Genomic DNA, 13,916 nt, shown 5'->3' with positions numbered 1-13,916 from the left:
GGGCGGCTGTGCCGGCGCTGTCCGCGCCGCCGCAGCCGCCCCCGGCGCATTCATCCATCACCACTGAATGACTAGGGAGTACCCATGGCAGATCCGACACGAGCACGGAAGATCGCCGACCGCATCAAGGTGAGCGTGGCGCAGACGCTGGAGAAGCGAGTGAAGGACCCGCGCCTGGGGTTCGTCACTGTGACCGACGTGCGACTCACCGGCGATCTGCAGAACGCCACCGTCTTCTACACGGTGTTCGGTTCCGACGCGGACCTCGAAGGAACGAAGGCGGCCCTCGAATCCTCGAAGGGCCTCATCCGCTCCGAAGTGGGCAAGGTGCTGCGGATCCGGCTCACACCGACGATCGAGTTCGTCGCAGACGCAGTGCCCGCAGCGGCGGCTGAGCTCGATGAACTCATCGCGCGCGCGCAGGCGCGTGACGCGGAAGTGGCGGCGCTGGCTCGCGACGCGGTGCCCGCTGGCGAGGCCGACCCCTACCGTCGTCCACGCGAAGACGCCGCGGTGGACGAGGCAGATGCGGCGAACGGTGCAGACGCTGAGACCGCGGAGGTCGTCGTGGAGGCGGAAGACGTCACGGACACAGACGAACGCTGAAGCGGCCGACTGTCACAGTCGCGTTACAGAGGAAATCGAGCGTGGAGGGCGGCCGGAAGGCCGCCCTCCACGCTTGTCATCAGGGGTTTCAACGGGTGACTTGTACTCGCGAACGAGACGAGTACACTTGCTCGAGGTAACGGAACGATCACGAATCTGTGAAGGAACGATCCGATTGGGTAAGCATTCGACACCTCAGCAGTCCTGGCTCACCACCGCGCGCGATTTCGCGGGTGCTGTGGCCACGCTGCATCGCAAGCCTCAGGGCAGGCACAGCGGGCCCAGCACTGAGGAGCTGACAGCGACAGGTGTCCTCCGCACTGTGCGACAGCGTCCGATGGTCGCTGCGATCGCACTGCCGGCGGCTGCGACGGTCGGCATCGTGGCCTCGACGTTCGCGATGGGTCAGAACGAGGCCGGCGGCACCGTCACTGCGGAGAGCAGTGCGCAGGTGAGTGAAGTCGACACGCCGACGCCTGAAGCGTCCACTCCCTCGGAGGAAGAGCTGCAGGAGGAGATCGACCAGGAGCGCGAGGCGTACGCCGATTCGCTCAAGGACGACGATCGCTATGCGGATGCGGGCGAGTCCAGCATGAAGGCCGTGCCGAAGCCGACGAAGACCGCCCAGGCGACCGACGCGGCGGTCGGCGAAGCGTCCGGCGGATCCGATTCCGGCGATTCCGATGCAAGCAGCAGTGGCGGCGGCGACGACAGTGGTGTGTCGGGCGAAGCGTGCTCCGTGTCGTCCTCGATCGAATCGGGACTCACACCGGGCGGCAGGGCCGCCTATCGTGCCGTCTGCGCAGCCTTCCCGGAAGTGGAGTCCTACGGGGGGCGTCGGTCTGACCCCGGCTCGGACCACAACAGCGGAAATGCCGTCGACATCATGACCTCCAGCGCGACCGGTGACCGCATCAAGGACTACCTCATCGCGAACCGGGACAAGCTCAATGTGAAGTACGTGATCTGGGAGCAGAAGATCTACGCTTCCTACACGGGCTGGTCGGGTCGTCCGATGGAGGATCGCGGTTCCGTGACCGCCAATCATTACGACCACGTCCACGTCTCCGTGAACTGATCGGGTCGACTGTGACCGCTCCCCACGGATTCCTCCTGCTCGACAAGCCTGCAGGGTGGTCGAGCCACCGTGTGGTCTCCCGGGTGCGCAAGTGGCTGGGGACGCGCAAGGTCGGCCACGCCGGCACGCTCGACCCGATGGCCACCGGGCTCCTCATCATCGGAGTGGGTCCCTCCACACGACTGCTGACTTTCGCCGTGGGCCTGGGCAAGACCTACACTGCGACCGTGCGCCTGGGCGCCGCGACGCCCACGGACGACGCGGACTCTCCCGCTGACCGCTTCGGTGATCCCAGCGCACTCGCGGATCTCGACCTCGACCGGATCGACGAGGCGCTCGGGGCCCTGCGCGGTGACATCATGCAGTCGCCCAGCGCTGTCTCGGCCATCAAGGTGGACGGGCGCCGCGCCTACGCGCGAGTGCGTGCGGGCGAGGACGTCGAATTGGCTGCCAGGCCGGTGACGGTGTCGCGCTTCGACCCCACCTCTTCGATCCGCTGCGACACCCTCGTCGACGAGGCGGGTTCCCCGCATCGAGTCGCGGACGTCGACGTCGTCGTCGAGTGCTCATCGGGGACGTATGTGCGTGCACTCGCCCGGGACCTGGGCGATGCGCTCGGCGTGCACGGCCACCTCACCGCACTCCGCCGCACGCACGTGGGTCACTACAGCGTCGACGAGGCACTCGCTGTGCCGGACTTCGAGGAGACCGCACCGTCGCCCGATCTGCTCGCACCTGCGACCGCCGCGGCCGCTTTGCTGCCCGTGCTCGCCGTGTCCCCGCAGCAGGCGGCGTCGCTGCGTCAGGGGCAGTTCATCGACGACCAGTCCGTGGTGCCCCCTGACGCCTCGGAACCGTTCGCCGCCGTCGTGCGGCAGGGTGAGTTCGACGGGGACGACTCCAGACGAGACGACCGCGGCGGTGACCATCCCGTCGCGCACGACCTGGTGGCCATTGTGGACCGGCGGGGCAGCGCATTCGCCCCCCGCGTCGTCTTCCCCGCGTGAGCCGGAGTCGCATCACCGAATAGGTGATGCAACCGTTTAAGGTTGCAATGCAACATGCAACCGGTTAGGGTTGACGTTAGGCTCGGTGTGCGGTTGACTGGGGGCATGTTCGTCATGACGATCGACCAGGTCGACTCGAGAGCGCATCCCGATGCAGTCCCGCAGCTGCTCGAGCGCCTGCGGGACGTGCCTGTCGACCTGCCGTTCGAGAGGACCGCAGGCGATGAGGTCCAGGGCGTGCTCTCCGATCCGCGCGCGGTCGTGGACGCATGGGAGGCGTCAGCCCGTGACGGGCGATGGACGGTGGGGATCGGTGTCGGGCGCGACGGTGTGCTCACCGCCTCCAGTCGGGCATCGCGCGGGGGCCCCTTCCTCGCCGCCCGGGAGGCGGTCGAGGATGCGAAGGGCGATGCCTCTCGCGTGACCGTCTCCGTGTCACCGTCTGCAGCCGGTTCCGATGCGGAGGCGGTCGGCGCGGACGCGCAGTCCGTCCTGCGCCTCCTCTCCGTCATCATCGGTATGCGCTCCGACGCGGGTTGGCGGGTGCTCGACGCCGCGCGGGCGCGTCCGGAGGCGACCCAGGCCGAGCTCGCCCGCGACCTCGGCATCTCACGGCAGGCGGTGTCGAAGGCGCTGCGGACGAACCACGCACACACCGTCGACGCCGGTCTCGTCTCTGCGGCGCGCCTGCTGGCGCACACACTCGAGCTGTGTCCCACCGGAGGGGGCGCGGACGGCCCGGTGTCGGGGACTGGGCGCACCGGGCGTGATTCAAGATGAGTCCCGACGTCCTCACCGTGTGCGCAGCCCTGGGCATCGGCATCGCGGCGGCACTCCTCGGGTGGCCGCTCACGCGGCTCACCCTCCACGTGGCGGCCGGACGGGACCGCGCTCGGCGGGAGGAGGCCGCCGCACCCGATGACACGGACGCAGAAGTGCCCGGCCGCACCGGCGACACGAGCCACGAGGACGACCCGGACCCCGACACCGCCGTGCACGACGTGGATGACGACGGTCTGCTGCGCGGCGGGCTGTGGATCGGGCTCCTGGAGCGCGCGTTCGTCGCCGGCGGGATCGCACTCGGTGAACCATCCATCCTTGCGGTCGTCGTCGCGATCAAGGGGCTCGGGCGTGTGCCGGAGCTGCTGAAGAGCCCGACCGCGGGCGAGCGCTTCATCATCGGTTCCCTCGCCTCCCTCGGGGTGGCACTGGGCGTCGGGGTGGTCGGCCGTGCACTGATCGGGTGACACCCTGCGCTACCCTGGATCGGGTGCTTCGCGCATGTGCGGGAGCAGACCCGCCCGCACCGGTCGCCGTCGCGCGGTCCGCGATGAATCGACGCTCACTGAGAGGACGCAGGTGGACATCTTCCGCAGGCTCGAGGACGTGCCCGAGGACCTCGGGCGGACGGCGGTCACCATCGGCAACTTCGACGGTGTGCACTGCGGTCACGCGGTGGTCCTCGAGACGCTCCGCTCGAAGGCCGTGGAGCGCGACCTCACGTCGCTCGTCGTGACCTTCGACCCGCATCCGCGGCTCGTGCATCAGGCGGACTCACCGGTCGAACTCATCTGCGGGCTCGAGCAGCGGTTGGGGCGCATCGCCCTCTCCGGAGTCGACGCGGTGCTCGTCCAGTCGTATTCCCTCGCGTTCGCGGAGCAGTCGGCGGAGGAGTTCGTCCTCGACTACCTCGTGGGGAAGCTGGGCGCCCGTGCGGTCGTCGTCGGCGCGGACGTGCGGTTCGGTCGTGGCAACTCCGGCGATCTTGCGACCCTCACGGCGCTGGGGGACGAACACGGCTTCGACGTGTGCGTCATCGACGAGGTCGGTGAGGGCGGTCGCTACTCGTCGAGCGCCATCCGGAGGCTGCTCGAGATCGGCGATGTCCGTGCTGCCGCGGAGCAGCTGGGCTATGACCACACGCTCACGGGGACCGTGGTGCACGGTGAGAAGCGGGGACGCGAGATGGGCTTCCCCACAGCGAACCTCGACCTCGAAGCTGAGGGACTCGTCCCGGCGGACGGTGTCTACGCCGGGTGGATGACCTTCCCTGCGCGCGGCCTCCGACTCCCCACCGCCATCTCCGTCGGGACGAATCCGACGTTCCACGGCAGTGTGCGCACCGTCGAAGGGCACGCCCCGGACGTGGCTTTCGCGGACCTCGACGTCTACGGCGAGACGATGGAGGTCTCCTTCGTCGAGCGCATCCGCGGGCAGGTGGCGTTCCGTGGGATGGGGCCGCTCATCGAGCAGATGCACGACGATGTCGACCGCGTGCGTGCTGTGTTAGGCTAGAAGATGCCGTTTTTTCACCGGCCGCGGTTCCATAGTGCTCGCACAGAAGGTGTGGGCGCCGCGCAGCGACACCACGGAGGACTCACATGGCTCTCGACCCACAGGTCAAGCAGGAGATCATGAAGGAATACGCGACCCACGAAGGCGACACCGGTTCTCCGGAGGTGCAGATCGCGGTCATGTCACGCCGTATCACCGATCTCACCGAGCACTTCAAGGAGCACAAGCACGACCACCACTCGCGTCGTGGCCTGCTCCTCATCGTCGGCAAGCGCCGTCGGATGCTCAAGTACCTTCAGCACGTCGACATCGAGCGCTACCGTGCGCTGATCGCCCGTCTGGGCCTGCGCCGCTGAGTGCGCGCCGGTCCCCGGGATCGGCGCACGAGTGCTTCGAAGCCCCTGCCCACCGCACCGGTGGGCAGGGGCTTCGTCCGTTCCGACGGCGCGGATGCCGGTGAAACCGTCAGTGCTTGCTACGATGGGTGTGTCCAACAAACCGGTGACATCGTCGTCGGTCCTCGACAGTGGCCTCCGCAACGAGAAAGTGCGTGGGCTTCGATCGAAGGCCGCCGAACTACGACGTGCAGCGCATGCGCGCAGCGCAGGTCACCGGCCATTCCGCGCCCGGCCCGTTCCATCGGGTCCGAGGGCGCAACCATCCCGCCGCCCGCGCGTTCGACGTGCTCGGCGGCAGAACGGAGACACCGTGGGTCTGAACCCCGAGTCCGCCGTCGCCCATATCGACAATGGGCGCTTCGGCACACACACAGTCCGCTTCGAGACCGGACGCATCGCGCAGCAGGCCGCCGGCAGCGTCTGCGCCTACCTGGACGACGAGACGATGCTGCTGTCGGCGACGACGGCCAGCAAGCGTCCGAAGGAGCACTTCGACTTCTTCCCGCTGACGGTCGACGTCGAAGAGCGCATGTACGCGGACGGCCGGATCCCCGGCTCGTTCTTCCGCCGTGAGGGCCGCCCGTCGACCGACGCGATCCTCACCTGCCGCCTCATCGACCGCCCGCTGCGCCCGTCCTTCGTCAAGGGGCTGCGCAACGAGGTCCAGGTGGTCGTCACGGTCATGGCGCTCGAGCCGGGCGTCCTGTACGACACGCTCGCCATCAACGCGGCGTCGATGTCGACGCAGCTGTCGGGCCTGCCCTTCAGCGGTCCGATCGGTGCTGTCCGCATCGCACTGATCGACGGCCAGTGGGTCGCGTTCCCCACACACGAACAGCTCGAGGAGGCCGTCTTCGACATGGCGGTCGCCGGTCGGGTGGTCGGCGACGACGTCGCGATCATGATGGTCGAGGCAGAGGCGACGGAACGGGTCATCGACCTGGTCCGCGGCGGCGCCACCGCACCGACCGAAGAAGTCGTGGCGAGCGGCCTCGAGGCCGCGAAGCCCTTCATCAAGGAGCTCGTCCGTGCACAGCAGGAGCTGGCTGACCGGGCTGCGAAGCCCACTGCCGACTACCCGGTGTTCCGCGAGTACGAGGACGACGTCTACGCCGCTGTTGAAGAGCTCGCGCTCGAGCAGCAGACGAAGAACTTCCAGATCGCTGACAAGCAGGAGCGCGAAACCGCTGGCGACGCTCTGCTCACGTCGCTCTACGAGCAGCTCGGTGAGCGCTTCGAGGGCCGCGAGGGCGAGATCGCGGGTGCGCTCAACGCGCTGACGAAGCAGGTCATCCGCAAGCGGATCCTCACCGAGCAGATCCGCATCGACGGTCGCGGGCTCAAGGACATCCGTCCGCTGACCGCGGAGACCGGCGTCCTGCCGCGCGTGCACGGATCAGCCCTCTTCGAGCGGGGCGAGACGCAGATCCTCGGCGTCACGACGCTCAACATGCTCAAGATGGAGCAGCAGATCGACTCGCTGGCACCGGAGAAGTCGAAGCGCTACATGCACCACTACAACTTCCCGCCGTACTCGACCGGTGAGACCGGCCGTGTGGGAAGCCCGAAGCGCCGCGAGATCGGTCACGGCGCGCTCGCAGAGCGTGCGCTCATGCCGGTCCTGCCGACCCGCGAGGAGTTCCCCTACGCGATCCGTCAGGTGTCGGAGGCACTGAGCTCCAACGGCTCGACCTCGATGGGCTCCGTCTGCGCGTCGTCGCTCGCGATGCTCCACGCGGGTGTGCCGCTGCGCGCGCCGGTCGCGGGCATCGCGATGGGCCTCGTCTCGGACGTCGTCGACACCGCCGATGGCCCGCAGACGGCCTACGCGGCACTCACCGACATCCTCGGTGCGGAGGACGCCTTCGGCGACATGGACTTCAAGGTCGCCGGCACCCGCGACTTCATCACGGCGATCCAGCTCGACACGAAGCTCGACGGACTGCCGACCGCAGTCCTGTCCGCTGCGTTCAAGCAGGCACGTGAGGCGCGCTTCGCGATCCTCGACGTCATGGGTGAGGAGATCGACGCACCGGCGGACATGGCTCCGACGGCACCGCGGATCATCTCGGTCAACATCCCCGTGGACAAGATCGGCGAGGTCATCGGCCCCAAGGGCAAGATGATCAACCAGATCCAGGAGGACACCGGCGCGCAGATCAGCATCGAGGACGACGGCACCGTGCTCATCGGAGCGGCGGACGGCGTTGCGGCGGAAGCCGCACGCAGCGCGGTCAACGCGATCGCGAACCCGCAGGTCCCCGAACTGGGCGAGCGCTACCTGGGCACCGTCGTCAAGCTCATGAGCTTCGGCGCGTTCGTGTCGCTGAGCCCGGGCCGCGACGGTCTGCTCCACATCTCGGAGCTGCGGAAGCTGAACGACAACAAGCGTGTCGAAGAGGTCGAGGACGTCCTGGGCGTCGGACAGAAGGTCCAGGTCGAGATCACGAAGATCGATGACCGCGGCAAGCTGTCGCTCGTGCCGGTGACGGAGGACTCTGACGCCGACGCGACCGCAGAGACGGCCGAGGAGGCCTGATCCTGCCATCGTGAGTGAGATCCTCTCAGCCGGGGAGGGCGGTCGCATCGAGCGCACCGTCCTCCCCGGCGGCATTCGCATCATCACCGAGACCGTGCCCGGCCTGCAGTCGGAGACCGTCGGCGTGTGGGTGGGCTCCGGCTCCCGCCACGAGGCCGAGGTCGCCGCGGGGTCGACGCACTTCCTCGAGCACATGCTCTTCAAGGGCACGGCGACGCGCAGTGCGCTGGACATCGCCCGAGGTCTCGAGCGCACGGGTGGCGACTCCAACGCGGTCACGTCGAAGGAGTACACCTGCTACTACGCCCGGTGCCTCGTGAGTGACCTCGAGGCCGTCGGCGAGCTGCTGTGGGACATGGTGCTCCGCTCGACGCTCGACGTGGACGAGTTCGAGAGGGAGCGCGGAGTCATCGTCGAAGAGCTCGCGATGGCGGCGGACGATCCGACGGACCAGCTGTTCGAGGACTTCGAGCAGCTCACGTTCGAATCGCAGGCGCTGGGCCGCCCGGTGGGCGCGACGAGGGAGCAGATCCGCGCGCTCGAGCACGGGGTGCTCCGCGAGCACTACGCCGACGCCTACTCGGGCCCCGGACTCGTCTTCGCCGCCGCGGGCGGTGCGACGCACGCCGAGGTCGTGGACCAGGTCATGCGACACGTCGCCGGAAGCGACGGGGCGGGTTCCTGCACGGCTGGGACCGCGCGCGGCACGGAGGACCCGGCGGAGGCCTCGGCCGCGGTGTTCACTCCGGGCACCCACGTCCGGCAGCGGTCGACGGAGCAGCAGGGACTCGTCCTCGGCACGCAGGGGCTCAGCGAGGGGCACGACGACCGGTTCGTCCACCTCGTCCTGTCGAACCTGCTGGGCGGCGGTATGGCCTCGCGACTCTTCCAGCGGATCCGTGAGGAGCACGGGCTGGCCTACTCGGTCCAGACCGTGCTGAGCCAGTACTCGGACGTGGGGCTCTTCGGCGTCTACGCGGGATGCGCACCCGAATCCGCCGACCAGGTGCTCGACCTCGTGGGGGAGGAGCTCACCCGTATCGCACGAGAGATGCCGGACGGCCGCGAGGTGGACGACGTGGTCTCGCAGCTGGCGGGCGGCACCGTGCTGGGGCTCGAATCGACGGCAGTGCGCATGAATCGCATCGCGCGGCACGAGCTCACGGGCCTGCCACTGCTCAGTGCGGACACCCTCATCGCGGAGGTCCGCCGGGTCACCCCTGAGGACATCCGCGCACACGCCGCAGGTCTGCTCGAGCAGGACTGGGCCCTCGCAGCGGTGGGACCCCGCAGTGATCTGCGGATCCCGCACCTGGGGTGACGCCGCACCGCACGTGGAAGGGCGGGAATAACGGCACGTGACACAGCCGTTGTCCCTGATAGCGGCCCGCGATAGGGTCGAAGATGTGGAGGGGCGTTCCGCCCACCCGACGATTTCAAGGAGGCAACACATGGCTGAGTACAGCCTTCCCGACCTTCCGTACGATTACGCCGCACTGGAGCCGCACATCTCCGGTCGCATCATGGAGCTGCACCACGACAAGCACCACGCGACCTACGTGAAGGGTGCCAACACCGCACTCGAGCAGATGGCGGAAGCCCGCGAGAAGGGCGAGTTCGGCACGATCAGCAAGCTGTCGAAGGACCTGTCCTTCAACCTCGGCGGTCACGTCAACCACTCGATCTTCTGGAACAACATGAGCCCGGACGGCGGCGACAAGCCCACCGGTGAGCTCGCGGCGGCCCTCGACGACCAGTTCGGCGGCTTCGACTCGTTCCAGGGACACTTCACGGCCGCGGCGACGTCGATCCAGGGCTCCGGTTGGGCCATCCTCGGCTGGGACACGCTGGGGCAGCGCCTCACGCTCGAGCAGCTCTACGACCAGCAGGGCAACGTCCAGGTCGGCTACATCCCGCTGCTGCAGCTCGATATGTGGGAGCACGCCTTCTACCTCGACTACCAGAACGTGAAGCCGGACTACGTCAAGGCCTGGTGGAACATCGTGAACTGGGAGGACGTGCAGGCACGCTTCGAGCGCGCACGCACGCAGACGCCGGGCCTCATCGCCTGACGCCTCCAGCCTCGCACGTGACAAGCGCCCCCGCTCCGCTGAGCAGGGGCGCTTCGTCGTCTCGCCCCCTTGCAGTGCGCCGTGGTGCGCTGCAGCGTGCAGGGCCTGTTTCCGGGCGGGGGCTTCAGCCTCGTAGACTCGGATCCGACCGCAGTGTGCAGACCGGCCCGCGGGTCGGGGAACAGGGGAGTGACACGTGAGCGACATCCGAGTGGGCGTCATCGGAGCGCAGGGCCGCATGGGCTCGCACGCCGTCGAAGCGGTCCGGGACGCAGAGGGGCTCGTGCTGGCCACCGCACTGGGCAGCTCCGACCCGATCGAGCGGATCCTGGAGGCGGACGTCGACGTCGCCGTCGAGCTCACCGTCCCGAACGCGACGGAGGACAACGTCTCCTTCCTCGTCGACCACGGCATCGACACCGTCGTGGGGACGACCGGGTGGACGGACGACCGGCTCAACGCGCTGCGGGCGCGCCTGGAGGAACACCCCGACACGGCAGTCCTCATCGCCCCGAACTTCTCGATCGGCGCGGTGCTCGCGATGCGGTTCGCGGAACTGGCGGCGCCGTACTTCGATTCCGCGGAGATCCTCGAGATCCACCACACCCGCAAGCTCGATGCACCGTCCGGGACCGCCGTCCACACGGCGCAGCGGATCGCTGCGGCGAGGAACGCGGCGGGCCTGACGGCGATGCCGGACGCCACGGATTCCGATCCGCACGGCGCCCGCGGAGCGGTGATCGACGGCGTCCACGTCCACGCCGTCCGCCAGCAGGGCATGAACGCCCACGAGGAGATCATGTTCGGTTCCGACGGGGAAGCCCTCACACTGCGCACCGACACGTTCTCCACCAGCGCCTTCATGCCGGGCATCCTCACGGCGGTGCGCGCGATCGGCAGCCGTCGCGGCCTGGACGTGGGACTCGAGTCCTACCTGGACCTCGCATGACGAAGGCGAAGATCGGTGTGGCGATCGTCACGATCGGCCTCCTCCTCTACTTCTGGTTCACCCTCCAGCGCGCGTGGATCATGGTGACGGACGACTCCCTCGTCGCGAAGGGGATCGGGATCGCACTGTTCGCCCTTCCGCTCGTCGGCGCATGGACGCTCGTGCGGGAACTGCTCTTCGGAGCGCAGACGGAGCGCCTGGCCCAGATGCTCGCCGCCGAAGGCGGTCTGCCCCCGGACAACCTGCCCCGCACCCCGGGAGGGCGCATCGTCCGTGCAGCCGCGGACGCCGAATTCGAGCGGTACCGGGTGGAGGCGGACGCGGCACCGGACGACTGGCGGTCCTGGTTCCGCCTGTCCTGCGCGTATGACGCCGCCGGGGACCGCAGGCGCGCCCGCGAATCGATGCGGCGAGCGATCAGCATGGAGAAGAGAATCGCGGTGACACCATGACGACCACCAACCCCCTCCTCGTCCCCACCCTCTCGGACCTCCGTGCGCGGACGAGCATGAAATGGGGCCTCTACCCCTCCGACGTGCTGCCGCTCTGGGTGGCGGAGATGGACGTGAGTCTCGCCCCTGCCGTGACGGAGGCGATCGTCCGTGCCGCTCAGACCGGCGACACCGGGTACCCGTACGGAACGGCGTACGCCGAATCCGTCGCCTCCTTCGCAGCGGACCGCTGGGGGTGGGACGGCCTCGACCCATCCCGGACGGCTCAGGTGCCGGACGTCATGATGGGGATCGTCGAAGTGCTCCGACTGCTCACCCGGCCCGGTGACGCTGTCGTCGTCACCGCGCCCGTCTATGCGCCGTTCTTCGCCTTCGTCACGCACGCGGACCGGCAGGTGGTGGAGACGTCGCTGAGCGCCGAACACCGCTTGGACCCGGCCGCGATCGAGGACGGGCTGCTGCGCGCGCGGGCAGGGGGTTCGAAGAACCCCGTCGTGCTCCTGTCGAATCCGCACAACCCCACGGGCACCGTGCACACGCGCGCAGAGCTCGAATCCATCGCCCAGGTCGCGCGGCGGCACGGTGCACGGATCGTCTCCGACGAGATCCATGCACCGCTCGTGTACTCCGACGCGGCGTTCGTCCCGATGCTGTCGGTGGTGGGGGCGGAGAACGCGTTCGCGCTCACGAGCGGGTCGAAGGCGTTCAACCTCGCCGGACTCAAGGCCGCGCTCCTCATGGCGGGTCCGGAGGCCGTCGACGACCTCGGGCGCCTGCCGGAGGAAGTCAGCCACGGCCCCAGCCACGTGGGGATCCTCGCGCACACCGCCGGCTTCGCTCGCGGCGGAGACTGGCTCGACGCGCTGCTCGCGGGACTCGAGGACAACCGGACGCTGCTGGGCCGGCTGCTCGAGGAACATCTGCCGCAGGTGTCCTGGACACCGCCGCAGGCCACCTACCTCGCGTGGCTCGACGCCTCTGCCCTGGGCCTGTCCGCCGCGGCCTCAGCGGACGCCCTCGCAGTCGTCTCCGACCTCGCGGGACCGGCGGAATTCTTCCTCGAGGAGGCGCGGGTGGCGCTGAGCTCCGGCCACGTGTTCGGTCGCGGCGGGGAGGACGCGGTGCGCCTGAACTTCGCGACTCGGCCGGAGATCCTCACCGATGCCGTCACGAGGATGGGCCGGGCGGTGTCCGCGGTCCGGTGACGTGAGTCGCGCCCGGACCGACGACCGGGCCGGAGGCCTCACCGACGACGGGACCCAGCACCTGCCGCAGAGCGGCTCTCACGATGACGGAGACGCCGGTCTCCAGCGGCCCCCGGCGGGAGACCAGGCCGGTCCACAGCAGAGCGGCGAGGATGACGAGCGCGAGGTTCACCGCGAACCACTGCAGGTGCCACCCGACTCCGGGCAATGTCGGCATGGTGGGGGAGACGGCCGCGATCGCGAGGACGCAGATGTGCAGCGAGTACATGCTGAGCGGGGTCGACCCGGGTCGCGACAGCCACGCGTGCAGCAGGGTCGGACCACGGTCCAGCAGGGGCCCCACGAGCAGGCAGAGCGCGATGACCGCCATCGCGACCCCTGAGGTCTGGACGAGATCGAAGCTCGTGCCGGAATGCGGTCCGGCCGTGACCAGCCACCACGCCGAATCCGCCGGTGTGACGCCGTACGCCCCCAGCATGATGACGCGATCGACATAGGTGGGGACATCCGTCACGGTCGCCTCTCCGTAGAGCGATTCGAGCTCCCAGCGGCCGCGGACGTTCATGAGGAGCGAGGAAGCGGCCAGAGCGAGGGTCGTCGCTGCCGTCCCGGCCAGGAGCAGTGCGACCCGGCGGTTGAGATCGCTCCAGTCGATGCGGGCCAGCCACATCCCCAGCAGGATGTAGCCCACCCACTGCAGGAGGGGGTAGTACCCGGTGAGCAGGAGGCCGATCCAGGTGTCGGGGACGAGGGCGTTCGAGAAGGCGGGGACGAACAGGTCCGCGTCCGCGAACACCGGCAGTGACCGCACGAGGTGCGACAGCTGAGGAGTGACGAGGAACCACACCCACGCGGTGGCGCCGAGCAGCCACGTGGGGAAGCGGAGGAAGAGCGGGGCGATGAGGAACAGTGCGCCGTAATTCACGAGGATGACGGCGATCCCGGAAGGCAACTCGCCCAGAGCGAAGCCGACGAGGGCGATGAGGATGCCGCGCACGACGAGTCCGATCGCCGCAGCTGCCCACCCGCGTACTCCCGGGTGGGCGAGTGCGCCACGGGTCGACAGGATGATCGAGAACCCCGCGAGGACGGCGAAGAGAGCGGAGGCACGGCCCTGGAAGAGCGCGACCGCTGTGAGATTCCCCGCATCGTCCATGCGGGGGAGGATGTGCGTGGCCATCATCCCGAACAGCGCGAGCCCGCGGGCCAGGTCGATGCCGAGGATGCGGGAGCGGGTGGCGCTTCGCGGAGTGCCGCGAGGTGTGCCCTGGGCGGATGCTGCGGGAGTCGTGTGCACGGCGGGCCTTCGTGGGTT

15 protein-coding genes are annotated in these 13,916 nt (G+C 68.8%); 14 read left to right on the top strand and 1 reads right to left on the bottom strand.

Annotated features, from left to right (window positions below; genetic code table 11):
• The first annotated feature begins 84 nt into the window (after positions 1-84).
• The 14 genes from rbfA (at position 85) to JFC09_RS08740 (ending at position 12,601) form a co-directional block, all read left to right on the top strand.
• Positions 85-606, top strand: a complete 522-nt coding sequence (gene rbfA / locus JFC09_RS08805; protein ID WP_198393654.1) for a 30S ribosome-binding factor RbfA — start codon at positions 85-87, stop codon at positions 604-606.
• Positions 607-781: 175 nt separating this feature from the next.
• Entirely contained in the window at positions 782-1,684 is a 903-nt protein-coding gene (locus tag JFC09_RS16430; protein WP_232483378.1) for a ligand-binding protein SH3, read from the top strand.
• An 11-nt stretch (positions 1,685-1,695) separates the two neighbouring features.
• Positions 1,696-2,691 carry a tRNA pseudouridine(55) synthase TruB gene (gene truB, locus JFC09_RS08795; protein WP_198393653.1) on the top strand — a complete coding sequence of 332 codons (996 nt, stop codon included), beginning with the start codon at positions 1,696-1,698 and terminating at the stop codon, positions 2,689-2,691.
• A 105-nt stretch (positions 2,692-2,796) separates the two neighbouring features.
• Positions 2,797-3,471 (top strand): MarR family transcriptional regulator, encoded by a 675-nt coding sequence (locus JFC09_RS08790; protein WP_198393652.1) that lies wholly within the window; start codon positions 2,797-2,799, stop codon positions 3,469-3,471.
• Positions 3,468-3,938 (top strand): hypothetical protein, encoded by a 471-nt coding sequence (locus JFC09_RS08785; protein ID WP_198393651.1) that lies wholly within the window; start codon positions 3,468-3,470, stop codon positions 3,936-3,938. The genes JFC09_RS08790 and JFC09_RS08785 overlap by 4 nt, the downstream gene beginning before the upstream one ends.
• Positions 3,939-4,050: 112 nt before the next feature.
• Positions 4,051-4,986: a bifunctional riboflavin kinase/FAD synthetase gene (locus tag JFC09_RS08780; protein WP_198393650.1), complete on the top strand. Its 936-nt coding sequence runs from the start codon at positions 4,051-4,053 to the stop codon at positions 4,984-4,986.
• A gap of 86 nt (positions 4,987-5,072) precedes the next feature.
• A complete protein-coding gene (rpsO, locus tag JFC09_RS08775; protein ID WP_198393649.1) occupies positions 5,073-5,342 on the top strand; it encodes a 30S ribosomal protein S15 in 270 nt (89 codons plus the stop codon).
• A 194-nt stretch (positions 5,343-5,536) separates the two neighbouring features.
• Positions 5,537-5,704, top strand: a complete 168-nt coding sequence (locus JFC09_RS08770) for a hypothetical protein (RefSeq protein WP_198393648.1) — start codon at positions 5,537-5,539, stop codon at positions 5,702-5,704.
• A complete protein-coding gene (locus tag JFC09_RS08765; protein WP_198393647.1) occupies positions 5,695-7,923 on the top strand; it encodes a polyribonucleotide nucleotidyltransferase in 2,229 nt (742 codons plus the stop codon). The genes JFC09_RS08770 and JFC09_RS08765 overlap by 10 nt, the downstream gene beginning before the upstream one ends.
• Positions 7,924-7,933: 10 nt before the next feature.
• The gene (locus tag JFC09_RS08760) at positions 7,934-9,244 is read left to right on the top strand and encodes a M16 family metallopeptidase (RefSeq protein WP_198393646.1); all 1,311 of its coding nucleotides are present in this window, start codon (positions 7,934-7,936) and stop codon (positions 9,242-9,244) included.
• 130 nt (positions 9,245-9,374) lie between these two features.
• Entirely contained in the window at positions 9,375-9,995 is a 621-nt protein-coding gene (locus JFC09_RS08755) for a superoxide dismutase (RefSeq protein WP_198393645.1), read from the top strand.
• Between the two features lie 196 nt (positions 9,996-10,191).
• Entirely contained in the window at positions 10,192-10,944 is a 753-nt protein-coding gene (dapB, locus tag JFC09_RS08750) for a 4-hydroxy-tetrahydrodipicolinate reductase (protein WP_198393644.1), read from the top strand.
• Positions 10,941-11,396, top strand: coding sequence for a hypothetical protein (locus JFC09_RS08745; protein ID WP_198393643.1), 456 nt, complete (start codon positions 10,941-10,943; stop codon positions 11,394-11,396). The genes dapB and JFC09_RS08745 overlap by 4 nt, the downstream gene beginning before the upstream one ends.
• On the top strand, positions 11,393-12,601 hold the full coding sequence (locus JFC09_RS08740; protein WP_198393642.1) for a MalY/PatB family protein: 1,209 nt from the start codon (positions 11,393-11,395) through the stop codon (positions 12,599-12,601). Before JFC09_RS08745 ends, JFC09_RS08740 begins: the two co-directional genes overlap by 4 nt.
• Here the strand turns inward: JFC09_RS08740 and JFC09_RS08735 are convergent.
• Complete coding sequence (locus JFC09_RS08735) at positions 12,564-13,898, bottom strand: heparan-alpha-glucosaminide N-acetyltransferase domain-containing protein (RefSeq protein ID WP_198393641.1); 1,335 nt, start codon at positions 13,896-13,898, stop codon at positions 12,564-12,566. The genes JFC09_RS08740 and JFC09_RS08735 overlap by 38 nt on opposite strands.
• Between the last annotated feature and the right edge of the window lie 18 nt (positions 13,899-13,916).

Source organism: Brevibacterium yomogidense (assembly GCF_016107685.1).
Taxonomy (GTDB): Bacteria; Actinomycetota; Actinomycetes; order Actinomycetales; family Brevibacteriaceae; genus Brevibacterium; species Brevibacterium yomogidense.
Note: the sequence above shows the minus strand (reverse complement) of the source record. Positions and strands in the feature narration are given on the sequence as shown.

What these genes read in the sequence shown, in the direction of transcription:
- rbfA (WP_198393654.1), top strand. Translation starts at nt 85, where the DNA reads ATGGCAGATCCGACACGAGCACGGAAGATCGCCGACCGCATCAAGGTG.
- JFC09_RS08790 (WP_198393652.1), top strand. Translation starts at nt 2,797, where the DNA reads ATGTTCGTCATGACGATCGACCAGGTCGACTCGAGAGCGCATCCCGAT.
- JFC09_RS08785 (WP_198393651.1), top strand. Translation starts at nt 3,468, where the DNA reads ATGAGTCCCGACGTCCTCACCGTGTGCGCAGCCCTGGGCATCGGCATC.
- rpsO (WP_198393649.1), top strand. Translation starts at nt 5,073, where the DNA reads ATGGCTCTCGACCCACAGGTCAAGCAGGAGATCATGAAGGAATACGCG.
- JFC09_RS08755 (WP_198393645.1), top strand. Translation starts at nt 9,375, where the DNA reads ATGGCTGAGTACAGCCTTCCCGACCTTCCGTACGATTACGCCGCACTG.
- JFC09_RS08745 (WP_198393643.1), top strand. Translation starts at nt 10,941, where the DNA reads ATGACGAAGGCGAAGATCGGTGTGGCGATCGTCACGATCGGCCTCCTC.
- JFC09_RS08740 (WP_198393642.1), top strand. Translation starts at nt 11,393, where the DNA reads ATGACGACCACCAACCCCCTCCTCGTCCCCACCCTCTCGGACCTCCGT.